The sequence below is a fragment of the Streptomyces sp. NPDC050534 genome, from assembly GCF_044457745.1.
In the GTDB taxonomy this organism is placed as follows: domain Bacteria; phylum Actinomycetota; class Actinomycetes; order Streptomycetales; family Streptomycetaceae; genus Streptomyces.
In genome coordinates this window covers 61082-84873 of the sequence record NZ_JBITHF010000009.1, presented here as the reverse complement: position 1 = coordinate 84873, position 23792 = coordinate 61082, and the positions used below count along the sequence as shown (strand labels likewise).

The 23792-nt window shown below is 70.3% G+C and carries 26 protein-coding genes and 3 pseudogenes; 12 read left to right on the top strand and 17 right to left on the bottom strand.

Going from position 1 to position 23792, the window contains the following annotated elements; translation table 11 throughout:
* The first annotated feature begins 831 nt into the window (after positions 1-831).
* The gene (locus tag ACIBN2_RS28240; RefSeq protein ID WP_399138383.1) at positions 832-1095 is read left to right on the top strand and encodes a GlsB/YeaQ/YmgE family stress response membrane protein; all 264 of its coding nucleotides are present in this window, start codon (positions 832-834) and stop codon (positions 1093-1095) included.
* A gap of 240 nt (positions 1096-1335) precedes the next feature.
* Here ACIBN2_RS28240 and ACIBN2_RS28235 read toward each other — a convergent pair whose 3' ends face one another.
* Positions 1336-1920 carry a TerD family protein gene (locus tag ACIBN2_RS28235; protein WP_399138381.1) on the bottom strand — a complete coding sequence of 195 codons (585 nt, stop codon included), beginning with the start codon at positions 1918-1920 and terminating at the stop codon, positions 1336-1338.
* A 715-nt stretch (positions 1921-2635) separates the two neighbouring features.
* Positions 2636-2848, bottom strand: a pseudogene (locus tag ACIBN2_RS28230) (transposase family protein); the annotation flags it as partial.
* Between the two features lie 240 nt (positions 2849-3088).
* Between ACIBN2_RS28230 and ACIBN2_RS28225 the strand changes: the two are divergent.
* Positions 3089-3280 (top strand): annotated as a pseudogene (locus ACIBN2_RS28225) (GNAT family N-acetyltransferase); the annotation flags it as partial.
* A 40-nt stretch (positions 3281-3320) separates the two neighbouring features.
* On the opposite strand, the pseudogene ACIBN2_RS28220 reads toward ACIBN2_RS28225, so the two are convergent.
* Both ACIBN2_RS28220 and ACIBN2_RS28215 read right to left on the bottom strand, forming a co-directional pair.
* Positions 3321-3987, bottom strand: a pseudogene (locus ACIBN2_RS28220) (nucleotidyl transferase AbiEii/AbiGii toxin family protein).
* Positions 3988-3992: 5 nt separating this feature from the next.
* Positions 3993-4370: a hypothetical protein gene (locus tag ACIBN2_RS28215; protein ID WP_399138968.1), complete on the bottom strand. Its 378-nt coding sequence runs from the start codon at positions 4368-4370 to the stop codon at positions 3993-3995.
* 342 nt (positions 4371-4712) lie between these two features.
* Here ACIBN2_RS28215 and uvrA point away from each other — a divergent pair, with 342 nt between their 5' ends.
* A complete protein-coding gene (uvrA, locus tag ACIBN2_RS28210) occupies positions 4713-7181 on the top strand; it encodes an excinuclease ABC subunit UvrA (protein ID WP_399138379.1) in 2469 nt (822 codons plus the stop codon).
* Positions 7182-7433: 252 nt separating this feature from the next.
* Here uvrA and ACIBN2_RS28205 read toward each other — a convergent pair whose 3' ends face one another.
* Together ACIBN2_RS28205 and ACIBN2_RS28200 are read right to left on the bottom strand one after the other, a co-directional pair.
* Positions 7434-7646, bottom strand: coding sequence for a hypothetical protein (locus ACIBN2_RS28205; RefSeq protein ID WP_399138377.1), 213 nt, complete (start codon positions 7644-7646; stop codon positions 7434-7436).
* 493 nt (positions 7647-8139) lie between these two features.
* On the bottom strand, positions 8140-8364 hold the full coding sequence (locus tag ACIBN2_RS28200; RefSeq protein WP_399138375.1) for a hypothetical protein: 225 nt from the start codon (positions 8362-8364) through the stop codon (positions 8140-8142).
* 213 nt (positions 8365-8577) lie between these two features.
* Here ACIBN2_RS28200 and ACIBN2_RS28195 point away from each other — a divergent pair, with 213 nt between their 5' ends.
* The 3 genes from ACIBN2_RS28195 to ACIBN2_RS28185 all read left to right on the top strand — a co-directional run bounded on the left by ACIBN2_RS28195 (position 8578) and on the right by ACIBN2_RS28185 (position 10115).
* Positions 8578-8982, top strand: a complete 405-nt coding sequence (locus ACIBN2_RS28195) for a hypothetical protein (RefSeq protein WP_399138373.1) — start codon at positions 8578-8580, stop codon at positions 8980-8982.
* An 81-nt stretch (positions 8983-9063) separates the two neighbouring features.
* Positions 9064-9723: a hypothetical protein gene (locus ACIBN2_RS28190; protein WP_399138371.1), complete on the top strand. Its 660-nt coding sequence runs from the start codon at positions 9064-9066 to the stop codon at positions 9721-9723.
* Positions 9724-9752: 29 nt separating this feature from the next.
* The gene (locus ACIBN2_RS28185; RefSeq protein ID WP_399138369.1) at positions 9753-10115 is read left to right on the top strand and encodes a hypothetical protein; all 363 of its coding nucleotides are present in this window, start codon (positions 9753-9755) and stop codon (positions 10113-10115) included.
* Positions 10116-10172: 57 nt separating this feature from the next.
* Here ACIBN2_RS28185 and ACIBN2_RS28180 read toward each other — a convergent pair whose 3' ends face one another.
* From ACIBN2_RS28180 to ACIBN2_RS28170, 3 genes are all read right to left on the bottom strand, one after another.
* Positions 10173-10337 carry a hypothetical protein gene (locus tag ACIBN2_RS28180; protein WP_399138368.1) on the bottom strand — a complete coding sequence of 55 codons (165 nt, stop codon included), beginning with the start codon at positions 10335-10337 and terminating at the stop codon, positions 10173-10175.
* Positions 10338-10705: 368 nt separating this feature from the next.
* Complete coding sequence (locus tag ACIBN2_RS28175) at positions 10706-11368, bottom strand: SDR family oxidoreductase (protein WP_399138366.1); 663 nt, start codon at positions 11366-11368, stop codon at positions 10706-10708.
* 291 nt (positions 11369-11659) lie between these two features.
* A complete protein-coding gene (locus tag ACIBN2_RS28170) occupies positions 11660-12175 on the bottom strand; it encodes a hypothetical protein (RefSeq protein WP_399138365.1) in 516 nt (171 codons plus the stop codon).
* A gap of 414 nt (positions 12176-12589) precedes the next feature.
* Here ACIBN2_RS28170 and ACIBN2_RS28165 point away from each other — a divergent pair, with 414 nt between their 5' ends.
* Positions 12590-13339, top strand: a complete 750-nt coding sequence (locus tag ACIBN2_RS28165) for an aminoglycoside phosphotransferase family protein (RefSeq protein ID WP_399138364.1) — start codon at positions 12590-12592, stop codon at positions 13337-13339.
* Positions 13340-13524: 185 nt separating this feature from the next.
* On the opposite strand, the gene ACIBN2_RS28160 is transcribed toward ACIBN2_RS28165, so the two are convergent.
* Together ACIBN2_RS28160 and ACIBN2_RS28155 are read right to left on the bottom strand one after the other, a co-directional pair.
* On the bottom strand, positions 13525-13761 hold the full coding sequence (locus tag ACIBN2_RS28160) for a DUF6207 family protein (protein WP_399138966.1): 237 nt from the start codon (positions 13759-13761) through the stop codon (positions 13525-13527).
* A gap of 97 nt (positions 13762-13858) precedes the next feature.
* Positions 13859-15328 carry an MFS transporter gene (locus tag ACIBN2_RS28155; RefSeq protein WP_399138362.1) on the bottom strand — a complete coding sequence of 490 codons (1470 nt, stop codon included), beginning with the start codon at positions 15326-15328 and terminating at the stop codon, positions 13859-13861.
* Between the two features lie 151 nt (positions 15329-15479).
* On the opposite strand from ACIBN2_RS28155, the gene ACIBN2_RS28150 reads away from it, so the two are divergent.
* Entirely contained in the window at positions 15480-16046 is a 567-nt protein-coding gene (locus tag ACIBN2_RS28150; protein ID WP_399138361.1) for a TetR/AcrR family transcriptional regulator, read from the top strand.
* Between the two features lie 37 nt (positions 16047-16083).
* A complete protein-coding gene (locus ACIBN2_RS28145) occupies positions 16084-16347 on the top strand; it encodes a hypothetical protein (RefSeq protein WP_399138359.1) in 264 nt (87 codons plus the stop codon).
* Positions 16348-16882: 535 nt separating this feature from the next.
* Here ACIBN2_RS28145 and ACIBN2_RS28140 read toward each other — a convergent pair.
* Together ACIBN2_RS28140 and ACIBN2_RS28135 are read right to left on the bottom strand one after the other, a co-directional pair.
* A complete protein-coding gene (locus ACIBN2_RS28140; protein ID WP_399138357.1) occupies positions 16883-17551 on the bottom strand; it encodes a Type 1 glutamine amidotransferase-like domain-containing protein in 669 nt (222 codons plus the stop codon).
* 569 nt (positions 17552-18120) lie between these two features.
* The gene (locus tag ACIBN2_RS28135; protein WP_399138355.1) at positions 18121-18282 is read right to left on the bottom strand and encodes a hypothetical protein; all 162 of its coding nucleotides are present in this window, start codon (positions 18280-18282) and stop codon (positions 18121-18123) included.
* 176 nt (positions 18283-18458) lie between these two features.
* Between ACIBN2_RS28135 and ACIBN2_RS28130 the strand changes: the two genes are divergently transcribed.
* Positions 18459-18752, top strand: a complete 294-nt coding sequence (locus tag ACIBN2_RS28130; protein WP_399138354.1) for a DUF397 domain-containing protein — start codon at positions 18459-18461, stop codon at positions 18750-18752.
* Here ACIBN2_RS28130 and ACIBN2_RS28125 read toward each other — a convergent pair.
* The 4 genes from ACIBN2_RS28125 to ACIBN2_RS28110 form a co-directional block, all read right to left on the bottom strand.
* A complete protein-coding gene (locus ACIBN2_RS28125) occupies positions 18749-19624 on the bottom strand; it encodes a Scr1 family TA system antitoxin-like transcriptional regulator (RefSeq protein ID WP_399138353.1) in 876 nt (291 codons plus the stop codon). The genes ACIBN2_RS28130 and ACIBN2_RS28125 overlap by 4 nt on opposite strands.
* Before the next feature lie 637 nt (positions 19625-20261).
* Positions 20262-20561, bottom strand: coding sequence for a restriction endonuclease (locus tag ACIBN2_RS28120; RefSeq protein WP_399138351.1), 300 nt, complete (start codon positions 20559-20561; stop codon positions 20262-20264).
* The gene (locus ACIBN2_RS28115) at positions 20558-20689 is read right to left on the bottom strand and encodes a hypothetical protein (protein ID WP_399138349.1); all 132 of its coding nucleotides are present in this window, start codon (positions 20687-20689) and stop codon (positions 20558-20560) included. The genes ACIBN2_RS28120 and ACIBN2_RS28115 overlap by 4 nt, the downstream gene beginning before the upstream one ends.
* Before the next feature lie 567 nt (positions 20690-21256).
* Positions 21257-21499 carry a hypothetical protein gene (locus ACIBN2_RS28110; protein WP_399138348.1) on the bottom strand — a complete coding sequence of 81 codons (243 nt, stop codon included), beginning with the start codon at positions 21497-21499 and terminating at the stop codon, positions 21257-21259.
* A 991-nt stretch (positions 21500-22490) separates the two neighbouring features.
* Here ACIBN2_RS28110 and ACIBN2_RS28105 point away from each other — a divergent pair.
* Complete coding sequence (locus tag ACIBN2_RS28105) at positions 22491-22943, top strand: hypothetical protein (RefSeq protein ID WP_399138347.1); 453 nt, start codon at positions 22491-22493, stop codon at positions 22941-22943.
* Positions 22944-23271: 328 nt separating this feature from the next.
* On the top strand, positions 23272-23403 hold the full coding sequence (locus tag ACIBN2_RS28100; RefSeq protein ID WP_399138345.1) for a hypothetical protein: 132 nt from the start codon (positions 23272-23274) through the stop codon (positions 23401-23403).
* Positions 23404-23792 lie beyond the last annotated feature (389 nt).

Below are 23792 nucleotides of genomic sequence, written 5' to 3'. Positions count from 1 at the left end.
AGCCAACGACGAGCCGTCAACGGTCTGCGAGGGCACTACGGGTGCGGGCCTCCGGTGATGTCGTGTCTCGCGTCCCTGCTGCACCGATATCGGCTGGACTCTATGGGTTTCGACGGTGAGGTCATGCCAACCTGGCGGCGTAGTCCGTCAGTTGGGCGGCTCTGCAACGTGGTGAAGCTGCGCGCCAAAGTGCCGGTCACCGCCGGGAGATCCACACACGAGTGCGGCGACTGACTGCCGGCCGCCAGGCCCTGCTCCTGGCGCACCCGGGCTGCTCGGGTGGGAGGCTGACGGCCGCCGCGATGTAGACACCGCTTCCGACCTTGATCCGTTTCCGAAGGGAGTCCTGTGGCATCCAGCGCGAGTGGGTGCCGCGGGACTTCATGCTCGCCACGTGATCAATAACCGCGTGCCCACCTTGACAGGGGAGGGGCCCCCGATCTTTTGCGTCACCCCGGCCCGTGAAGAGTTGCGTCACGTGCAGCCGCCCCACAGGCCGATCTGCAGGCCTATCGCTGATCGCGCAGGCGAGGGCATCCGCTCTCGCGGATCGCGCATGCCTCAAGCGGCGTACCGATTCCTCCGCCGGTGGTGGTCAGCACTCGCTTGAAGGCAGCGGCAACGTCGGGGAGCAATGGGCCAGGATTCGCCCTGTATCCCTTGAATTTGAAGTCTCGCCGTCTGCCCACACGCAGTCCGGCACCTGCAGTGGCCGCGGGTCTCGTAGTCCTGGAGTCGCACACCGTTCGAGGCGATGGCCAAAGGGTTGGCGTACAGCCGTCTGCGGCGGGCAGCCGTGAGCCACCAACTACTCATCGGGTGAGGGAACTCATGCATATCGCAGGCTTGTTCAGTGCGATCATCATCGGCATCGTGATAGGTGTCCTGGGCCGGCTCGTGGTCCCCGGCCGGCAGCGCATCGGCATCCTGTGGACGATCCTGATCGGTATCGTCGCCGCGCTCATCGGCACCGCCGTAGCCGCCGGCCTGAATGTCGCCGATACCAAGGGCATCGACTGGATCGAGTGGCTCATCCAGATCGCCCTCGCCGCCATCGGTGTGGCCGCGCTGAGCAAGGTGAAGGTACGCCACTGAGGCCCTGCGGTCTCTGACCCCGCCGTTCCGCCACACCGGCCAGGCCGGTTCAGCACGCCTGAACTGACCGGCCCGGCTGAGCGGCGCGGCGGCTCGGGGGTGCGGCGTACCGTGCGGGTGCGCCGCCCCTTCCCGGGCCCGCCGGCCCGCCTGGCCCTCGCGGACAGCGGCGTCACCCCGGCCAGGGCGCCCTGGGCTCAGCGGGCGCACCCTCGTGACGCTCCGGGCCTGAGTGACGTACTACTTGCTGACGGCGAAACGCATCAGGGCATGCTCGTCACCCTGCTTGATCTTGCCCGTCGTGTTGATCACTTCGAGTTTCCAGCTGCTCCCGGTCCGGACCGCCTTGGCCACGGCGCAGCCGTTGTCCTGGCTGAGCAGGCTCGGCCAGATGTCGGCCACCTGCTGGGAGCTGCCTCCGGTCGCGTCGTAGACCTTGAAGCTGATGTTGCGTGCCTTCTGGAAGGAGCTGCCCTTCTTGTACGCGGCGGCTACGAACACGATCGAGGTGATGTTGGGCGGGATCCGGGCGAACTCGACGGTCACCGTTTCGTCGTCTCCGTCGCCGTGCCCGGTCTGGTTGTCGCCGCTGTGGACCAACGAGCCGTTGCCCATCGGGTCGAGCGAGTCAAGGCCCGCGAGGCGCACCGGGTCCCCGCCCTGCAGAGCGACGGCGATCAGGTCAAGGTCGGTGCCGGACTTGCGGCGCAGCTTGCCCAGCACTCCGCCGCTACTGCCGGCGGTGGGATCCCAGGAAACGCCGATGGACAGGTGGGTCACTCCGTCCAGGTCTGCCGGGCCGCTTTCCTTGGTGAGCGTGATCATGTGTGGCGCATCCTTGTGTCGAAGGGTCTACAACACGCAGAGTGTGCCGGGTGCCTCCGCGGTTCCATGGGACGGGTCCGGCGGAGGGCAGGCATACCCGACCAGCCCGGCGTGTGCGTCGTCTGCTCGGTGCGCGGGCATTGAAGACATCGCCGATTTCGGCGTCGCTGCCGGCCAGGCTCTCGGGACCGCCAGCCCAGGCCGGCGGCATAGGGGTCCGGTCTGCGGGTGCCCCGGTGGACGTGCGGATGAGGATGTCCCAGGGTTCTGCCGGGTCAGCAGGGGCGGGCCGCCAGGGGACCGGCAGTGCGTGCGGTTCGTCGAGGCGCCGCACTCTCGCCTCAGCCTGCCACTGGTTGCGCATTGACGGCGCCAGTTCGTCGGTTATGGCCAACAGACCGCGGCTGTCCGATTGTTCGCGCCGGTCGGCGCGGTAGCCGAGCCACGAGATGCACAGCGACGCCACACCGACGACGAGGCCCACAGCTGTGCTGGCGATCCCCAGCAGGTGTTCAGCGCTCGCTCCGCCGCCCCAGTGAGCCGACTTCGTGAAGATCAGCCCGACGGCCGCCACAGCTCCCGCAATCAGGGCTCATGCTTTGTAACGTCCGCGCCCGCTACCGCCGTTGCCCTGTGCAGCCCCCGTTCGCATGGGCATGAGGATGCCTTATCGCACCGTAGGACGACAGGTCGCAGCGGGACGGGGGCGCCCCCGCGGGCCGAGTTGGTCGATGATCCGGTCGGCCGCCGATTTCGAGACTCCGAACAGCGGGGCAAACTGGGGCATCGTCAAGTTCGTCCGCCAGTACGCCGCGACCAGCAGTACCCGGTCCCCCAGCGGCAGCCCCCACGGCCGCCCCTTACGCACCGCGTCCGCACCCTCGCGGCGCAGCGCGGTCACCAACTTCCCGAGGCGTCGTGGGCTCATCCCGGTGAACGGGGCTATCCAGGACGGCTCCGACGCCGTGATCACACCAGACTCAGCAAGATCATCTCAACTGCTGGCCATTCGCGGTGGCCTCTCGCGGCTGGCTTCGTTCGCTTTCAGTAGCAGCGTTCGTCTGATTGCTTGATCAGCGGTGGCCCGTGAGCCAGGAGTGTGGGTAGAGGAAACGGCTTTGCGCCCTGTGCGATCGGCATGGATGCTGGCTCGCCGGAGGTACTGAAGATGATCAACGTTGTGTTGAAGCTGTCAGCCCGTGATCTGGTGCATGCGGACCTGGCGTCGTGCGGGTGGGCAGGGTCTGACCGCCACCTGGTCGGCGTCGCAAAGCAGTTGGAACGTGCCCGGATCGGCGAGGTCGACTACCTTGCGGTCTGCCCTGCAACGGACATCCCTGTGGCGAACTCCGGAGCCGAGGGATGACAGCACGCACCCCCGCCTCCTGGCGCCGCGAGCGTCAGTCGATGTCGGGCTCGGAGGCTTCTTCCAGGAGTCGGCCGGCCAGGTCGTCGGCCCATTCCACGGCCCAGGCGCGGAGCCCGGTGATGGTGGACTCGTCCAGGCCGTAGGCGGCGAATGCCTCGTCGTCGATCCACTCGGTGCCCGCCAGATTGGCCTGCAGGTCTTCTCGTTAAGCGTCCGCGGGCGTGCCGACGGCCGAATTCTTCGAGATCGGCCGTGCTCCAGCGGCGGGAGGCGGCGAACACGTCGATGAGGTCTCGGGGCGCACCCTGGTCACCCAGGGCGCGTACCTTCGTCCCGATCACGTCTTCCTCCGCGAGGACGGGCCCGTAGGGGCTGTCGGTGATGGGACGCCAGAAGATCTCCTTGAGGATGTCCACTTCGCAGTCCTGGCCCGTGGCTGGGTCGGTCACGGTGAACCGGGCGGACAGCGGGGCCGTCTCCAGGGCCTGGACCTGTCAGCCGCGCGACTGCAGGCCTGTGGTGAGTGCGGTGGCGATGTCGGCCATGGAGGCCGGATTCTCGGTGGCGACATCGAGATCCTGGCTGGGCCGACTGACCAGACGGTGGGCGCGGACGGCGTAGCCGCCGGTCAGGACAAGGGGATAGGGAGAGCCGAGAGCGAGGACATCGGCCAGGAGCCGTGCGTGCAGCTCCGGCATGTCCGTCACGCGGCCGCCCGGCCACGGGCCGCGAGGGCGGGGAAGGCGTCCTCCCACACGCTGCGGCCGACCAGGCTGCGCAGCGTCGGCCACAGCTGTAGCAGCAGGTCCTGATTGAGGCGGGTGAGGTCCTCGCGCAGGCCCTCGTGCAGGACGGTGCGGTATAGGCCCATGCGCTGGCGGGGCTGGTCGAGGTCATAGGACGTCATCCCGGACCACGCCACGTGAAGCGGCAGTTGCACCAGGCCCTGGGTCGGGCCCTGCAACTCATTCAGGGAGGCAGGCAGACGGTGCTGGAATTTCTGCCGATACAGCGCGAGGTCTTCCGCCTCCGCCGCGGCCCGATCTGTCCTGAATGCAGGGGAGTGTGCATCGGCTGCCATGCCCTCATTGTGACGGCTGGCGCACGCGATCAGCACCGTCGCGAACGTCGCGCCCATCTGGTCCTGCTCCCGCTCCCGGCGTGTGGCGCTGCCCTCACGGCGTGCCACCGCCTGATCAGCGACCACAGTTCGTCTGACACGATCCACGGCCGCGACTGGCGCTTCCCCATGCCCTCATCAACGAGCGATCAAGCCGACAGTCACATGATGAACTCGCTTTTGTCAGGGCCGGTAAGGCCGTGTATCGAAAATGGATCCGGGACACTCGGGACGCTCGTGTGAGCGAGGCCCGGTGACGGCGCCTGTCGCGCGGTTCCCGGCGCGATCAGGTAATCAGGAACGGTGAACAAGGACGCGACCGACCCCTTCGTGCATGTCCGGGGCGCCAGTGAGAACAACCTGCGGAACATCGATGTCGACGTTCCGCGGGACGCGATGGTCGCCTTCACCGGCGTCTCCGGTTCGGGCAAGTCCTCGCTCGCGTTCGGCACGCTCTACGCGGAGGCCCAGCGTCGCTACTTCGAGTCCGTAGCGCCGTACGCCCGAAGGCTGTTGCAACAGGTCGGCGCACCACACGTGCAGGAAATCACCGGCCTGCCACCGGCCGTGGCCCTGCAGCAGCGGCGCGGGTCGCCCAGCTCACGCTCGACGGTCGGCACCATCAGCACGCTGTCCAATCTGCTGCGCATGCTGTACTCCCGCGCCGGCACCTATCCGCCCCGGGCCGCACGACTGGAAGCCGAGTCGTTCTCACCCAACACCGCGGCCGGCGCCTGCCCGGAGTGCCACGGACTGGGCGTCGTGCACGACGTCGCCGAGGACCTGCTCGTCCCGGACCCCACGCTGAGCATCCGCGAGGGGGCGATCGCCGCCTGGCCGGGCGCCTGGCAGGGCGCCAACCTGCGCAGTGTCGTGAGCGGCCTGGGGATCGACATCGACCGACCGTGGCGCAGGCTCAGGAAGAAGGACCGGGACTGGCTGCTGTACACGGACGAGCAGCCCTCCGTGTACATCGAACCGGAGGAGGACCGCGTCGACTACGGCTACCAGGGCAAGTTCTGGAGCGCCCGCAAGCACGTCATGCACGTCCTCGCCGACTCCAAGAGCGAGAGGATGCGCGAACGGGCGCTCCGGTTCGTCAGGAGTGTGCCCTGCCCCCAGTGTCACGGCAGCGGACTGCGGCCCGAGGCGCTCGCCGTGACCTTCGCCGGACGTTCCATCGCCGAGATCAACGCGATGCCGCTCACCGAGGTCGTGGCGCTGCTGCGGCCCGTCGCGGGGCGGTCCGAGGCCGACGCCACCACGTCGACCGCCCGATCCGGGGAGACGACCGAGGTCGCGGTCCGGATCTGCGGCGATCTGGTCGCGCGGGTCGACGTACTGCTCGACCTGGGCCTCGGATATCTCAGCCTCGGGCGCCGCTCGACGACCCTGTCGCCCGGCGAGGCGCAGCGCCTGCGGATCGCCACCCAGCTGCGCTCGGGGTTGTTCGGCGTCGTCTACGTCCTCGACGAACCCTCCGCGGGCCTGCACCCGGCTGACGCGGAACCGCTGCTGGACGTGCTGGACCGTCTCAAGGCGGCGGGCAACTCGCTGTTCGTCGTGGAGCACGACATGGACGTCGTACGGCGGGCGGACTGGGTGGTCGACATCGGCCCCGGCGCGGGTGAGGGCGGCGGACGCGTGCTGTACAGCGGCCCGGTCGCCGGTCTTGAGCGGGTCGGGGAGTCGGCTACGAGCCAGTACCTGTTCGGGCGCGCCCAGCCGCTCGATCACCGCCCGCGCGCACCGCACGGCTGGCTGCACCTGAGCGGCGTCTCCCGCCACAATCTGCGCGACGTGTCCGTCGACGTACCGCTCTGCGTACTGACCGCGGTGACGGGCGTGTCCGGTTCCGGAAAGTCGACGCTGGTGACGCAGGTGCTCGCCGAGGTCGTCCGCGGCCACCTCGGACTCGTACCCGAGGAGCCCGACGAGGCGCAGCTGGAGGTCGACGTCCAGGACGCGTCGGGGGTCGAGTCGTTCGACCGGCTGGTCCGGGTCGACCAACGGCCCATCGGCCGAACTCCCCGGTCCAACCTGGCCACGTACACGGGACTGTTCGACGCGGTGCGCAAGCTGTACGCGGCGACGGACGAGGCCAGGGCGCGCGGCTACTCGGCCGGGCGATTCTCCTTCAACGTGCCCGAAGGGCGGTGCGAGACCTGCCAGGGCGAAGGATTCGTCGCGGTCGAACTGCTGTTCCTGCCCGGCACCTACGCACCGTGCCCGACCTGCCAGGGTGCCCGGTACAACGCCGAAACGCTGGACGTCACCTACCGCGGCAAGAACATCGCGGAAGTGCTGGGGCTGTCCGTCGACGCCGCCGCCAAGTTCCTGTCCGCCGTCCCGGCCGCCTCCCGCAGCCTGGAGACGTTGCGCGAGGTGGGACTGGGCTACCTGCGGCTGGGCCAGCCCGCGACGGAACTCAGCGGGGGTGAGGCGCAACGCATCAAACTGGCCACCGAACTGCAGCGAGCCCGCCGCGGGCACGCGCTCTACCTGCTCGACGAGCCGACGGCGGGGCTGCACCCCTCGGACATCGCGCTGCTGCTGCGACAGCTGCACCGGCTCGTCGACGCCGGCAACACGGTCGTCCTCGTCGAGCACGACCTGGACACGATCGCCACCGCCGACTGGGTCATCGACCTCGGGCCGGGCGGTGGCGACGCGGGCGGGCGGGTGGTCGCGGCGGGTCCGCCGGTCAAGGTGGCGAGGGTCCGCCGCAGCGCCACCGCGCCCTATCTCGCGGCCCGGCTCGCGCGCTCCTGACGACGGCGCGAGGGGCTGAGCACCAGTCAGCCGCGTTCGGGGCGCAGGGTCGCGCGCGTCGATGCTGCGTTCCAGCTTGTGGCGGATATCGCTCCTCGGGCACGTGGGCCCGCCAGCTGACGAGCCGGACGAACTCGTCGCTTTCTATGACGCCTCCAATCCTGCAACCCATCACAGGTATCGCGCATGCACGGCCCCAAACGGCGATCGAAATGCCGACGCGGACCTCGCGGCCGGTGCCGAAAGCGCCGGTCACTGCCCGCCCTCTTCACCTTCCTCGGTAAAGGGGCGCACCGCGTCCAGCAGGACCCTCAACGCACCGGTGAGCATCCCGACCTCGGCGACGCGCTGGGCGTACGGGTCCTGCGGGTACTGCTGCTCGGCCCGCTCGGCGGCGTTCGCCAGGATCTGCTGGGTGGCCTGAGCCGCGGCGCGCAGGGCGGCACGTTCGATATCGCCGGGCATGTGATCTCCCCTGGATTCGGGCGTCGGGCACAGGACCGGAGCCCCACGCTTCGCCGCCCGGGTCTGCTCGTGCCGCAGGGGGCGCGCAGTCCTTCGGTCGTCAGCGGTTGGTCCGTGCGTCAGGGCACGGACCGCGCCGTCACCGTGCCGACGACGTGCGGAAGCAACGGACGCGTGTTGTGTCGTGTGTTCACAGTGTCGAGTATTTCGTCCGGGCGCTTCCGCCTGCAGGATCAAATGGCGGCTTCGCCTCTTGTACTGGACGGACGAAAGGAGATACCAACAGCGGAATGTCCACCGAGCCGCGCGCAAAATGCCATAAAATGGAAAATGCCGTCACCTTGTGCACCGTTTGACCAGAGATCGAGGTGACGCGATGAATTCCGTTGCACAGGACAACGTCTCAAGGTGCAGGGGATCTGTCATCGGGTGCCGAACCAGCTCTGCTGGCCCGTGCCACCCGCACAGCACGGAACAGGCGCAAGGGGAAGAGCTACACCAACGGTGCCCGTCGCCCGAGGTCCTCGGAGTCCTCGTGGTCGAACGCCTGCGCATAACGCTCCGCGTCCTCGGCGCTCGGATACCGCTTGGTGCCATGCGCCCCGCAATCGTGCTCGCAGCGCCAGCGCAAGGTGGCGCCCACGCTGTATGCGACCTTGACTCTCCGCATCCGGCGCATCGCCGGCGTGCTGATCGCCGTCGGCTTCACGGACGCCATTTGACTGACCTGGCCTCGGACTGCTCGTCCTGGTCTGCCTCCCGCTCGGCCAGCTGCTGCATCTGGCCTCCTGGGGGGGGGAGGAGGTCGCGGTCACGGACATGCTCGTCCTCGGCGTGGTCGGGCAGCGGACCGAGGCGCTCGGGCGCGTCATCGAAACCCTTGTATGCGTGACCGTGGGCGTCCTGCTCAACCCGGTTGTAGCCCGTCTACTTGGGGCCTGTCGGAGTGGCGACCGGGGATCTCGCGGCACGGCGGCGGCTGCTGCTCCTGCGGATCGCCGACGACCGCACGGCCGCGCGGCGACTGGATCACCAGACCGCCGATGTGGACGCGGCCCTGGCCAGGGCCGTGGAGAGCCTGCGCCTGAATCCGCGGGGACGTCCGGCACCCGGCGGCAGGCTGGTCCTGCGCAGCGGTCTGGACGCCGTAGAGCCCTGCGCCGTCGGCCCGCGTTCCCTGTGCCGGACCTTCGCCGACCTACGACTCATGAACGAACTCAGACGCCTGCGCGCCTCGCACACCGAGGACCGCCCGGAAGCCCGGCGCCGACGCGACCGGACCACGCTGGGAGGTCTGCTGCGTTCGCTGCGGTCCGGCGGGCTGCGGGGGTGGTAGGGCGGTCGCATGGATCCGAGCAGGAGCTGGCCGTTCGGCCGCTCCGGACGATGAAGAACACATCGCGAGCTGGGAGGAACAATGCGGAACCGGACATTGAGCAAGATCGGCACACAGCTGTTGCGTCTGCGCCACGACTCGTCGCAGAGCTCACAGGACCGGGCGGCGCCGGCCGACTACGGACTGGACCACAGGCAGGTCGCCGAGTTCGTCGCCGGCACGCTGGACGCGGAGGGCGAGGCGGCGCTCGCCCATCAGGTGGCGCGGCTGCTGCCCTTCCACTGGACCTGGCCCAACCGGGTCGCGGAGGCGATGTCGCAGATCATGGACCACGTCGGTGATCAGCGTGAGCTGATGGCCTGGCTGGATCGGCACCCCGGCCTGCCACGGCTGGTGGCCCGCCTGTACGTCTTCATGGGCCTCCTCGACCGGTACAGCGCGGTGCCCGCGGTCGTGACCGCGATGCGTGAGTACCGGGAGCGGACACCGTATCCGCCGGGCCTGGAGTCCTACCTGGTGCCTGCCACCGATGACGACACGCTCGCGAGCATTGCCTTCAAGGTCGAGAAACTGCTCGGCGAGGAGCGGACCCGGGAGGCCGTCGAACTGGCCCTGGCCACTGCGGCATGGCTGCAGCAGATCGCGCCGCGCGCGCGGGAACTCGCTCCTGAGGTCGGCGACTTGGACGAGCTGATGGGGCAGGCGCGGCAGGACATCCGGTCTGCAGCAGCCGACATCTGAACACGACCGTCGATGGGGCGGTGAACGGCATGACCGTGAAACGGAACGCGATGGCGTTCAACCACGCAAAGAAACTGACGGAAGAGGGCCGGATCGTCCTGGACGACCGGGACGAGTGGAGCGAGCACCGGCCTTCGGCAGCGGACGAGAATGCCTACCTCGAGGAGCATGGATTCGCCGAGTACGCCAGGTGGTACCTGGGCATCGACGACGAGATGGGAGAGGAGACCAAGGGCCGGTACAAGTTCCCCTACGGCGATTTCGATCGTGTCCACCGCTGCGGTGTGCTCTCCGCCGAGGTACGCGCCGGACAGCAGAAATACGCGGACATCGAGAACGCCGCCGCGCACCTGCACGGACTGCTGGACGGCAGGCGGGCCGGGAACCGGTGACAGCGCCGGAGAGAGCGCACCCTCACCCGGCCCCCGGCGACGGGTCGTCCAGTGGCGCTAGGCATCGTCGTCCCGCTCGCCCTCCGCCTGGGATGGCTCACTCCGAGGGACGTCCGGGTGCTGTTCCGTTGCGGTACGCTCGCCCGTCTCGTCCCGCTCGCCCTCGGCCTGCGAGGGTGTGCGCGAGTACCAGGCGTCGTAATCAGGGGCTCCGGATTTCATGACGGGCCTCCTTCGTCGCTCACGTCTATCCTCCCCTCTCAGGCCGTGATGGAACGTCTGCGGCCTCACCGTGCGAACGGCAATCCGGCGTCGCGTCGTCCAGAGAGGCGATCCGCGGCCCGACAGCGCCCGCACCATTGGCCGTCGCCAGGCCGTCGCCAGGCCGTCGGCACCGACGCTGTCCGGCGTTGGTCCCTCACACAGGGAGAATGAGGCGTAGCCGATCGACCGGTGCTCGAAGGGTGTACCGCTCGGCGCGGCGATGTCCCTCGGCTTGCGGAACACCGTGTCGGCCTCCCTGCGCTGCGCCTTTTAAAGCGCCCGGGTGTGAGTCATTACCCGCACCCGGGCGAGGGCGGAGTGCGGCGTCAGCCGCCGACCACGGCGCGCACCGCCTCCTCGACCGGGGTGGACCCGCTGATCAGCTCGAGGATGCGCCCGGCGGTCCTGGGCTCGTGGAGCAGGGCGGCGAGCACCGCAGCCACGTCATCGCGCGGCACCTGGCCGCGGTCGGTGTGCTTGGCGAGCGTGACGCGGCCGCTACCGGGGTCGTCGGTCAGCATCCCCGGGCGCAGAATCGTCCAGTCCAGTCCCGGACGGGAGGCGATGTCGGCGTCCGCCTCGCCCTTGGCCTTCAGGTAGGCGGCAAACACCGGGTCGGTGCCGGGCGGCGGCGGGCTGTCCACGCCCATCGCGGAGATCATCAGGAAGCGGCGCATCCCGGCGCGCTCGGCCGCGTCGGCGAGGAGGACGGCCGCGTTCCGGTCCACCGTCTGCTTGCGGGCCGCGCCGCTGCCCGGTCCGGCGCCCGCGGCGAACAGTGCAGCGTCGGCGCCGCCAAGGTGGCCGGCCACCTCGTCCACCGAGGCGTGCTCCAGATCGCACTCCACCGGTTCCGCGCCGTCCGCGCGCAGGTCGTTGGCGTGGTCTGGGTTGCGGATCAGCCCTGTGACGTTGTCGCCGCGCGCCGAGAGCAGCCGGGTCAGCCGGCGCGCGATCTTTCCGTGGCCACCCGCGATCACAATGTGCATGGGCTCATTCTTGCCACACGCGACCGCTCACGCCGGGCTGCGGGACTGCCGCGGCAGGTCGTGTCCCGCGGTTGCCGTAAAGCCGGCGTACTCGCGCACCGCGCTGGTGCGCGAGACCACCCGGCCACCGGGTCGCGCCGCAGGTGCTCGGGGTTCGCGACCGCGGTTTGAGCGCGGCTGGTCGCCTGGCCAGGAAAATCACACCCCCTTGCCTTCACAACGGCGCTGACTCGGAAGGTCATTTCGAGGGTCCGTCTCGTCCCGCGCTGCTCTGACACGCCGACGGAAGACTCATGAAAGCTGTCGTCTACGAGGGATCGCGTCGCGTGAGCGTGAAGAACGTCCCCGATAGCTTGCCGAAAGGTCCAGCATCACTGCCTCGCCGTCGAGGGGCGCGGCAACTGCCCGCTGCAACGCCGAGTTCGTCGCCTCGCGCGCCACCACCGACCGGGCCGCCCGCACGCCCTGGGAGCGGTCGTCGGTGGACGCCAGCGCAACGACGAGCGGGCGGGGCCGTAGGCGGCACGGAGCGGTCAGCCGGTCCAGGTCCTCCGCGGAGTGCAGGGTCAGCAGCACCACCCCGCCCGGGCGTTCACGCAGCCGGGCTTCGGCGTTCGCGGGCTCCTCGACGAGGTGCCCCAGACTCGACAAGGACGCTGCGACGCCATGCCGGAACACCGGCAAGGGGACTCTTAAGGACCGGCGCGGCGGGCCCACCGCGGCCATGGCCAATACCGCGAAGCCGCCGCTGACTTGGCCGGAGGTGTCCAGGAGCACTGCCACGCCGGCGCCCAGCAGGGTGTGCACCGCGGCCGCTATGGAGTCGCCGCTGATGTCGTAGAAGGCGCCGAAGCGGGAGGTCCTTCTGGCGGGGGATCGGCCAAGAGCCGGTGCTGACGTCTGTAGCCGAGCCATACGGTCATGCAGCCGTTGGCGTGCACGATCCCGCGCACTGCGCCGCCCGCGGCGCCGAGCAGCAGGGTCCCAGGGTTCACGTCTCCTCAGCCCGGGCAGGGAAGAACGCCGCCGATTCCCGGGCAATGGGTAGGGATCCGTGTGTCGCGGTGCGGCCTGTTTGCCGCAGATCGCGAGGTGAACCCGCTGCGCCGTGCGGGCAGTTGAAGCGCTGGCGCAGCGACCGGGGGCGGGGGTGGGGCCCCGCGCAGTTGCAGGCGATAAACGCGGCGACGTCGACGATCGGCCCCGGGATAGTGGTCGCCCATGGATGAGGTCGAGGTGGTTGTCGCCCATGGCGAGCGTGTGACGCTGCGTGTCGGTGACGTGTTCTTGAAGGTGGATGCCGATCAGGCGCGTATCGATGTCGAGGTGGAGGCGATGGCCTTGGCGCCGGTGCCGACTCCGCGGGTGTTGTGGCGCAGGCCCCCCGTGCTGGCGCTGGCTGCGGTCGGCGGGAGGGCGCTGGGCCGGCTCGGGGAGCCGTCGACCGCGTCGCCGGCGGCGTGGGCCGCGGCGGGGGCCGCCGTCCGGGCGTTACATGACGCGCCGCTGCCACCGCTGCGGGGCCGGGCCGGCCGGGGCGTTGCGGAGGTGGCGGCAGATCTGGACGTCGAGTGCGGGTGGCTGGTGACGAAGGGTGTCCTGCCCGCGGATTTGGTCGCCCGCAACCGGCAGGTCGCCGAGGCCGCGCTGCGGCCGTGGACTGCGGTGTTCACGCACGGCGATCTGCAGATCGCTCACGTGTTCGTCGACGACGGCGACGAGGTCACCGGCATCATCGACTGGTCCGAGGCGGGGCACGGGGATGCCCTGTTCGACCTCGCGATCTTGACGCTCGGACACGAGGAGCACCTCGGCGACGTGATCGCCGGCTATGGCAGCGACGTCGATGTCGATGTGATCCGCGGGTGGTGGTCGCTGCGCAGTCTGCTGGTGGTGCGCTGGCTGGCCGGGCATGGTTTCGACCCGTTCGCTCCGGGCTGCGAGGTCGACGTGCTCAGATCCCGGATGTGAGGCCGCGGGGGCGGCGGCCCGGCGCATGCCGGCCGGCAGCCGAGCGCTGGCGGCGCACGGAACGGATCGGCCGGGCGCCGCGGTCACCGAGGCCCTTGCTCTGGGCGGGCGGCACGGGCGACGGTGCTGCCCCTGCCGGCCAGGCCTGGGCGCGTACCTGAAGGTTCCGCGGGCGCGAACCCGGGTCAACGCCGGTCCCGTGCGCGGTGGATGCGGCACGAGGTCACGCCTCGGGGGTGCGGGTGCGGGTGCGGGTCGAGGAGGCAGCGCGGCCGGGCGCCGGGGTGGTGGCTGGAGTGCTCGGCGGGGAGTGATGGCGTAGCGGGCGGCGCGTAGCTGCTGCAGGCGAGGGCTGTCTGATCGTCGCCCGCCGCAGTCTCGACGACGGCCGGGCCCGGCTCCGCCATGTGGGCGGGGTGGATCGGCGTCGTGCCGCACTGTGCGGGGGCCGCTCGGAGACCAGCGTGGTCCGGGTTCGCTGGTGGCGTGCGGTGAGGGCGGGGTGGCGGGTTGATGTGATCATCGGCTGTTGGTGGGTGCCTGGTTCGAGGTGGTGTCCGCGTCTGGATCGGTGGAACGTCGCGGGGCCGGGGAGGCTTTTGTGGGCTGGGACCGCGTCAGCCACAGGCCGGTGAGGGCGGCGGTGGCCAGTGTGATGGCGCCGGCCGCGGTGAAGGCGCTGTTCAGGCCGGTCTCGAGGGAGGATCCGCCGGATTGGTTGGTGCGGACGACGGCTCCGAGTGCCGCCACGCCGAGCACCGCGCCGATCTGCCGGGTGGTGCTGCTGATGCCTGAGGCGAGGCCGCCTTGCTGCGGGCTGACTGCCTGGATGGCGGCTGCGGTCAGGGGGGACATGGTCAGGGCGAAGCCGGTGCCGGTGACGGCCAGCCGCCACCACACGTTGGGGTATCCGGTGTCGGCGTGCACCGTGCCGAGCGCCAGCAGTCCCAGGCCGGCCAGGGCCAGGCCGGTGGTGACCACGAGGCGGAAGCCGCGCCGGGCGGCGAGCCGGCCCGCGTACGGGCTGACGATCACCATGGCCAGGGTTAGCGGCAGGGTCTGCAGGCCGGCGCGCAGGATCGTGCTGCCCTGGACGTACACGAAGAACTGGGAGAAGAAGAACGACGAGCCCATGAGCGCGAACCCGACCACGACCATGGCGGTGTTGGACACGGTGAACAGCCGCTGCCGGAACAGCCGCAGCGGCAGCATCGGGGCCGGTCGGTGCGCCTCGACGGCGACGAAGGCGGCGAGGAGGATCACCGCGGCGGTGAAGCTGCCCAGGATGAGTGGTGAGGTCCAGCCGCGGGCGCCCCCCTCGATCAGGGCGTAGGTCAATGCCCCCACCGACAGGACGGACAGCACGGTGCCCGGGATGTCGATCGCGGGGGCGCTCGGATTGCGGGACTCGCTGAGGTGGCGCACGCCGGTCAGCAGCAGGAGGACGCCGATGGGCAGATTGACGAGGAAGATGGCGGGCCAGCCGAACATTTCGGTCAGCACGCCGCCGGCCACGGGGCCCGCGGCCAGACCGATTCCGCTGAATCCGGCCCACAGCCCGATCGCCTTGACGCGTTCGTGCGGCACCGGGTGGGCGGCGGCGAGCAGGGCGAGGGAGGCAGGGCTCAGGGCCGCGGCCCCGATGCCCTGCAGCACCCGGCCGGCGACCAGCCAGCCGAGCGAGGGCGCGAGGCTGCACAGCACCGACGCTGCGGTGAACACCGCAACGCCGCTCAGGTACACCCGCTTGCGGCCGAACCGGTCGGCGAAGATGCCGCCGGACAGCAGCAGCATGGCGACCAGCAGGACGTACGCGTCGACGATCCACTGCAGACCGGTCAGCTGCGTGCGCAGCCGGTGCTGCATATCGGGCAGCGCCGCTCCCACGATCGTGTTGTCGAGCAGGACCATGAACTGGCCCAGGCAGGTCAGCGTGAGCAGTACGGCCCGATGTGCTCGACCGCCTGCGGTCGCATGCGATGCAGCCACAAAATCCCCCTCGATCGTTCGTTGAGCCCGACCACGGTCGCCGTGGAGGGCGATACCCCCTCAACCCCGTAAAGCAGTCGAGAGCTGCGTTAGGGGACAGTAAAGGGACTCGCACCACAAACGCAAGTACCGACTGCGTTAAGGTGGGGGCGTGAACGAGGAACAGCGAGTCCGGCGGCCCGGCGGGCGCAGCGCCCGCGTCGGCGCGCAGGTGCACCAGGCCGTCACCGCCCTGATCAGCGAGCGCGGATACGGCAACTTCACCGTCGGCGAGGTCGCCGCCCGCGCGGGCGTGGCCGACAGCAGCATCTACCGGCGGTGGGGCAGCCTGGAAACCCTGCTCACCGACGTGGCACTCACCCGCCTCAACGCGCAGTCGCCGATGCCCGACACCGGGAGCCTGGCCGGCGACCTGCGCACGTACGCGGCCCAGGTGGCCCGCGAGATCACCGGCCCCGACGGACCAGCGGTGCTGCACCTGGCCTTCGTCCTGTCGAGCAGCGGTCAGCAGGGCATGCAGGCCGGCGCGGACCTCCGCGCCGAACGCACCCGGCAACTGCAGTCCATGCTCGATCGCGCCCGCGACCGTGGCGAGCAGGCACTCGATGCGTTCGACGTGTTGGACCACCTCCTGGCCCCGATGTATATCCGCGTCCTGTTCGGCATGGTCCCGCTCGCCCCGGACTACGTCGACGGGCTGGTCGACCGCTTGCTGTGACCTCACCCCGGTCCCCGGGGACCGGCCCTGGGGTGCGGTGCCAGGGCTCCGTGAGCTGCAGGTGTGCCCCAAGAACCTGGCCGTTCACCCCGCACGCCCTACGACGGCGGCCGGCACCTGCCCTGCCCGGCGGCGTGAAGATCCGGAGGTGGTGCGCTGGGCGGCGGCCGGGGATCCGACGGTCGGCCAGGTCATCGCGCAGGCGGCACGGCTGGGCTTCGACACCGTGCTGCGGCTGGGTCCGCGCTCATGGGCCGTGTTCACGGTCGACGAAGTGACCGCCTTCTGGGGCAGCACCTAGGCGCGTGGTGCGGCCGTCGCGGTCGGCGTCGATCCGGTGCCGGAACTTCTTCCGGCGGTAGCCGGTGCGGCTCTCGTGTTGCACGGGCGGGCTGGCGGGGGCGTCGCGGTCCCCCACTCCCGCCTGCGCCGCACCCCAGGCACCCGCCACCCCGGCCGCGCCCGGCGACACGATCACCCTGCGGGTGTGCGTGGCGAGCGTGGCCGCGGCGGTGTTCAGGGTGCGGGTGCAGCGCACGGGGGCGTGCTTCGCGGAGGTCGCAGTCGGTTGTGATCTTCGTGGCGGTCAAGATCACCGGCGTGTCTGGTGGTCGGCCTTGCGTTCACCTGGGCAGGCGGTACGTGACACCGGGTTTTCGTGTCACGGCATTGCGTGGCACGGCGGGTGGGGCCGGCCGCCGGCGGGACGGTGCGGCCGCGGCGCGATGGGCTTCGATGTCAAGGCGCCGGGCGGCGGGCGACGTTGGTGCCGGGCCGGGCCGGTGCGTCGTGGGGCGCGGCACTGCTGTGTCCGGGGCTTCCGCGTCGCGCGGGGCTCAGGGGTGGAATCGCCATCGGCCTTCGGTGATGACGTCGACCGTGCCGTCTGTGACGCGGAGGGCGGTGTCGTCGTCGATGAAGTAGATCGGGAAGTCGGCGCGTGCGGTGATGCGGTCGGCCCAGGCGTCGTCGCGTTCGGGGAAGTCGGGGGAGTACAGGTGGGGTTTGAGATACCAGTCGAAGAGGCCGAACGGCGGCTCCACGGATCTCGCGCCGAGCGCGTGGAGGTCCGCGGCGTCCCCGATGACGTCGGCGGAGTGTGCGGTGAGATGACGGCTGAAGATCATTGATCCGGCGCTGACCCCCACATAGACCCGGTCCTTGAGCGCGTTCAGGAGGCCGTCGGCCAGGTGGTTGCCGGTGATGCTGCGGGCGAGGTGGTAGTGGTTGCCGCCCTCGACGTAGATGACGTCGGCGTCAAGGAGGCGGTCGAGGACCATCTGGCGGGGCAGGCCGTTCAGTTCCAGGATGTCGAACTGGCGCCAGCCGAGGCCGTGCAGCCGGTTCATGTGCTCGACGAACCAGCTGTGGTCGCCGGGCTCGGCGAGGGATGCCGTGGGCACGTAGACGACGTTCGCCGATCCGAATGGCTTGCCCAGCATGTCCCGCAGCGCACCCCGCAGTGTCTCGTTGCGCAGGCCGCTCGCCGTCAGCAGAAGGTTCATCGGGTGAGCCAAGCACGGCGGATGGGCGCGCGCAACGAACCCCGGAACCCGCCCCTACCGGCAGGGGGGCGCAGCTTCTTCGAAGCGCTGCCGGGAAAGGCGGGGCCAATGTTCGGCCTGGGGGGGCATGCGCCCGGCGGGAGGGATTCGCGGGGCACGAGCCAGGCCGGACCGTGGCCGAGCTCCGGGACGGGCGGGGGGGGCTGGTGTCGGAGGGCGTCGGGCATCGGCCCTCGCGGGCGTCGCCGGCCCCTGGGGCGTGGAGAGTGTGTGCGCCTGAAGATCTTGACCTTCCTCGTGCGCGGTGCTGCACCGCGGTGGTGGTGCAGGGGTGGGGCGCGTGTGGGCATGGCGGGTGGGCGGGGGCGTGCGGATTCCCGGCTCCGTGCCGGGGTTCGGGTGTGGCTGGGTGCGGGCTGCTTTTGTGGGCCGGGTGTGCGCCCTGTGCGGGGGGCCGGAGTGGGGGGAGGCTGGGTGGGGTGGCCGGGTGTGACCCGGATGGGTGAGCGCCTGGCGGGGGCAGGCGCTCGATGGGGTGGGGGGTTGGCTGGGTGGGGCCGAGTTTGGCTCTAGCCGTGTTGGGCCCACCAGACTATGAAGGAGACGAGGGTGGCACCGGCGGCGGTGCCGGCGCCCTGCAGGACGTGGTGTGCGGTGGTGCGGCCCCAAGTCTGCCAATGTTTTCGCGCGGTGGCGCGGATGACGTGAGTGGAGGAATCGCTAGACTTCATGCGTGGGGTGTCCTTGTCGATCAGGTCGGGACGCTTCGCCTGGGGGAGCCCGCGGCCGGATGCTTGCCGGCTAGGCCATGGGCTCCCTTTTTGCTGCCCACACTCAGGCCATAAAGCCTGAATGCGCATATGGCACTTTTCGTGGCGTTATCTGAGCCTTTCTGCTGCTTTCTTGTGTGGCGGATAATGTGCCTGGATTTCCGCCTTGTCGGGGGCGGGGCGGTCATTCATACTTCCCTGTGCCGTTGACGGGGAATGGGGGAGGTGCAGTGATTCGCCCTGCAGATCACTGGAAGAAGAGCTCCTACAGTGAGCAAGGTGCCTGCGTCGAGGTCGCGTGGCGTGGCGTGGTACGGGTTCGCGACTCGAAACAGTCATCACCGCCCGTGGCGGAATTTGCGGCCGGTGCGTGGAGCCGTTTCGTTAAGGCTCTGCAGACGGATTCCTCCCTTCCCTGGCACGGTCGTTAGTCTTCCGGGCCGAGCAGCACCTCGCGGGTGATCGGCTTCGCCAGCCTCTTCTCCACGGCCCAGAAGGCGTCCAGGTAGTCGGCCGGTTCCTTGCGGTCGCCGAGGGAGGCCCGCTCGCTCAGCAGTGCCTCACCGCTGGGGCTTTCCAGGTAGGCGACGAGGTCGTCGTCACTGGGGCCGAACTGGAAGAGCTGGTAGGGGCTGCGGAAGAGCGGATAGGGCCCCGCCGTGAACGGCACATACAAAATGGTCACGTTGGGCAGGTCGCTGAGGCGTAGCAGGGTCTCGTGCTGCTGGCGCATGACCGTCTCGCTGCCCACCACGCGGCGCAGGACCGCCTCGTCGAGGATGAAGAAGAACTGCGCGTCCGGCGTCTCCAGCGCCTTTTGGCGTTTCATGCGCAGGTCGACCCGCAGTTCCAGGTGCCGCTGGCTGGTTCCGCTGGTGTCCACGCTGTCGTCCTCCTGAAGGGACTGCAGCAGGGCGCGGGCGTATTCCTCGGTCTGCAGCAGCCCGGGCACGACGTTGCGCTCGTAGTTGCGTACGATCGTGGCCGACTCCTCGTAGGCGATGTACGCCTCCAGCGCCGGCGTCATGACCTCTTTGTAAGGCGCGTACCAGGAGGGCTGGCGGGCCGCCCGGGCCAGGTCGACGAGTTCCTGCTGCTCCTCGGCGGCGATGCGGTAGCGGGAGGCCAGCGCCATCGTGTCGGTGACGCTGACCCCGATCTTCCCGTTCTCGATCCGGATGACCTTCGACGGGGACCAGCCGAAGGTGTCGGCGACCTCCTGCTGGGTCAGTTCCGCAGCCTCCCGGGCCTTCTTGAGGCGGTCCCGCAACCGCTGCCGCAGGAACATCGGGTTTTCAGACAAGATCACAGCATCCCTTTCCAGTCCGCACGCCGGCGCGGCCGTGCCCGCAGCCGCGGGCCGGGGGCACGGCCGCGCGTCAGGCTACCGGGCCCCGAGGCATCCTGCCCCCTGGCTGAACCACCCGTGCCACCATGTGGCCGAACAGAGTGAAGCCAGACCAAGTGGAGCCCGACAGCACACAGCGTGGCACTGAACCAGGTGCTGAACAGATACACGGCCCTGTGCGTGCTAGCGGCTGACACGGTTACCTTCAATCACATGATGGAATGCCATATGGCAAAATTCTCCATGACAGTCCGCCTCCAGGCAAGGGTCGGCCCTGCGGCGACGCCAACGGGCGGGACCACGGGCAACTCCCGCACCCTGTGGGGCAAATGAGTTCACCTGCCCGCCCCGCTCACCTGTCGCCGGACACCCCCAACTGAGCCTGCCTTCAACCCAGTTGCCCACCCGGCCGCGTCGCCCTCCCCACCCTCACGACGGCACCCGTGCCACGCCGCCATCACCCGCCGCACCGTTCTCCGCCGCACCACACCCGCCGCCCGCCGGGGTCGTCGCCCGAAAGAGGCACCCCCGCCCCCGGGGTGCGGCCGGGCGGGGCGCTGTACTCCGGCAGGCGGGGCGGCGGGCCGGGTGTTCAGCGGGTGTGTGGGGCAGGGGCGCCCAGGTGGTGCCACAGGGGGCGGGGGCCGGCGGCCCGGGCGGCGAGGAGACGCCGGTCGACCACATGCAGCCGCTGCTGAGCCGCGAAGGCGCGGGCGGGGGCGGTGAAGCGGCCGTTGGTGATCAGGACGGCGATGTCGGCGCCGTGGACGGGGCGGGCGGTGCCGTTGAGGATGTGCAGATCCCGGGTGCCGACCGGGCTTCCGGCGCCGCCGTGGCGGCGGTGTTTGCACTGGATGACCCAGCGCCGCCGAAAGGGGGCGGTGGCCCTCACGTCGGCCCCGAGGTCACCGCTGCCGCCGACCCGCACCGCATCCCGGCAGCCGTCACGGCGGGCTCGGACTCGTCGTGGTGCAGGGCGTCCAGTCGGGGCAGGGTGTAGCGCAGGTCCTGGTCCTGCACCGCCCGCCGCCGGGCCTGGCGATGATGCCGGCAGGCCCAGCCCAGCCCGTCCCGGCCGCGGCGGTGAGCGCCACATCTGCGATGAGCACCGATGCGTGGGCGGCCAGCCGGGCAGCCGCCCACGTGGCCAAGGTGATGGCCACGGCGGTCGCCGCCAGAGCCGTCAACCGGCCTGCGTCGGGCGGCCGTTGGCGCCGTGCCCGCCGGCGCCGGGCCGGTCGCCGGGTCATCGCCGGTCGCCCCAACAGCAGCGGCGGGCTGGACGGGACGGCGGGCCGGAGGCCACGACACGCGCAGCCACTGCCGCGCTGTGCGCGGTGGTCGCGGCCGATGTGGCCGTAGCCCGGGACAACGCTCCACGGTCACCGTTCCCGAGGTCGCGGATCTCCGCCCCCTGCGGCAGTCCAAGAACATCACCCTCACCGGCGCACGACACCTCGGTGTCTGGCCCACCAGAATCTCCGACATCGAACGCGGAACCCGCCGACTCGACGACCTCGCCCACACCTGCCGCACCTGACTCCAAACCGCTTGACCAGCAATAGGAGCATCAACGCGTCAGGATCGTCATGTTCCGGGGCGGCGCGGTGGCCGGCGTCGGGCCGGAACTGATCGCGGCTGTCGCCTGGTGCGTGGTGGTGTGCGCCAGGCGGCGAAGAGGATGCCGGCCCCGCCGATCACCGCATGCAGGGCTCCGGTGCCGGCGGACAGGCAGATCGCCGTGCAGGCGGCCAGGATGCACACGAGCGCGATCAGGTCGAGGGTGCGGTGATCGTGCTCCGCCGGGGGTTCGAGGTCGGCATCCGGCACGGCAGGATGGTCTTGTGGTGGCTCGGCCTGCGACGACACCGCCGCTCCTTCCCGTTCCAGGAAGGGCGGGCCGCGAGGAATACGGGCCCCGGATATGCGACAAGCCGCTTGACGCCACATGTCTCCTGGGGTTGATTCCCCGGCTCCCATCGCATGCGCGATGAAGCCCGCCCCCCGAAAACATGCAGCCAAGCGGCTACACACCACGAACGTAGGTCGAACGCCGACGCCGTGTCAACTCCCGTGCGACGGCTCCGCCTTACGGGAGTTGACACCACGCGGCCCGCGCGCACCGCCTGGTGATCATTCCGGTCGCCTTCGACCTGTTGGAGCTCCCATCATGCGCGCTGGCAACGGACTTGTGGCCCTGTCTCTTTGGTCAGGAGAAACGGGGGCGCCGCGTTCGTGCACGGAGAAGCCCCGGCTGGACGGGGGAGGCCAGCCGGGGCCGTGAGGTGGTGGCTGGCGGAGGGCGGTCGCCTCTCGGCGGAAGGCTCCATGGGGCTTCAGCCGGACGATCGTCCCCATGGGCTATAGGTGAGGCCCGGGGACACTGTCCCCTCCGCAGCCACGTATAGATGAACGGTGAACAGTCCGTGTCTGTTCCCCTGTCGGCGCCTGCGGGCATGTGAACTGAGGCACGCCGCCGGTGCCGTGGCGCGGGGCAAGGTGCCTCGGAGCCGATCCCGTGAGCGCTCGACGACCCGGGCCGGGCCGCCCACCCGGTGACCGGTGGCGGGCAGTGTGGGCACGACGGCGTCGATGGGTGAGGGCTCGCCCCCTTCGCCGGGCCCTGGCACCTCGCCCCGCCCGTCCTTCGGCCCAGGTGCGGCGGTTGAGTGACGGGGCCGTGCGGCGCGGCCCGATGGCGCGGCCGCCCGCCGCCGCCCGCGTTTGTTGGTCCCGTATCCGGCGCAGTGATGCGTGAGGCGGACTGAGACCGGGGCGGAGGGCGGCTCGGCGAGGTTGCCTGCGGAAAGGGGGGTGGGAAATGGCTGGTGCGGGGCCGGGTGCGGGCTATTACCGGATGGAGGTGCAGCTGCAGGAGGGGCGGGAATGGCGGGTGCAGAAGATCAGCCCCGAATGGGGGTCGGGGGGCGCCCCGATCGATTTGGCGGTGGACGCCTTCCAGGCCTATCTCGTGCAGCGTGGCCGCAGTCTTGAGGAGGTCACCGCCGCCGGGGCGGCGGCGGTGCGGGTGGTGGTGCGTTCCCCGCAACGGGCTGCGCGGCCGGTCGTGTTCGGGCTGCGGGAGCTGATGGAGCAGCGGGTGCGGCGGGCGGCCGCGCTGCGCGCGGACGCCGAGCGTCGGCTGCGCGATGCCCGCCGGCTGCTGCGCGCGGCGGTCACCGAGGCGTCGGCCGCGGGGATCCCGCAGTCGGTGCTGACGGGGTTGTCGGGGTGGAGCCGGGAGACGCTGCGCCGCCTGGAGCGCGACGGCTGACTGTCCCCGAACGTTCACCCACTGTCGCCGAAACGCCAACCGGGTTGGCCTGCCTGGGTGGCCAACCCGGTTGGCAGGCAGATGACGTTGCGTCGTCGCAGCATTGCTCGACGGGGTCAAAGATGCGGCAAACAACCGCAGTTGGGTCTGCTTGGGGTGGATGACGTTCGGCAACGGATCGATTCTTCGGGGTAGTTGCCGTTCTGGGGAGGGTGACGCAGGGGCACAACGCCGCCGACGCTTGGGGCACTTTCCGTGGCAGGCCCCGGATCCCCATGTCCGCACATGACCGGGGCCCGCCACCGAGCATCGACGAAAGAGGCCCGGCATGTACGAGGACATCATCCTGTCGCTGGTGGCGCGATCGGAGCAGTGCCCGCACCTCACGGTCGTCTGTCTGGTGGTGATCTGGGTCTGGGTCCGCCGGCGTGCCATCCGGCCGCACTGCGCGGCCTGTTGACGTACCGTGAACCGGGTGCGGGGCAGGGCCGGTTGTACACCGCACCAGGCGGCCGGCGGCATCGCGGGCGGGCACCACCTTGCTGCCACCGCTCCCTGACCGAAGGCGCTTTGACCGTCATGCGGCGCGCTGTGGCCGAGCAACGCCGGTCGGGCTGCCGGCTCCCCGCCGTGGCCAGGCTGCGGGGGGATCATCTCTGGGCGTTCACGGGCGACCGTCCCGCCGATCCGCGGGAGGAGACCAGCCTTCGTCCTCACCCGCAGGGGGAGACCGGCACCGGCATGGGGTGGGCGGCTCGATGCCACGCAACCTGCTTGGCCGCCGTGGGGCGTGCGCCGGCCGGGCGGGCTGCCGCTCCGCCCCCTGCGGGTGGGTCGGCGGGCGTGCGG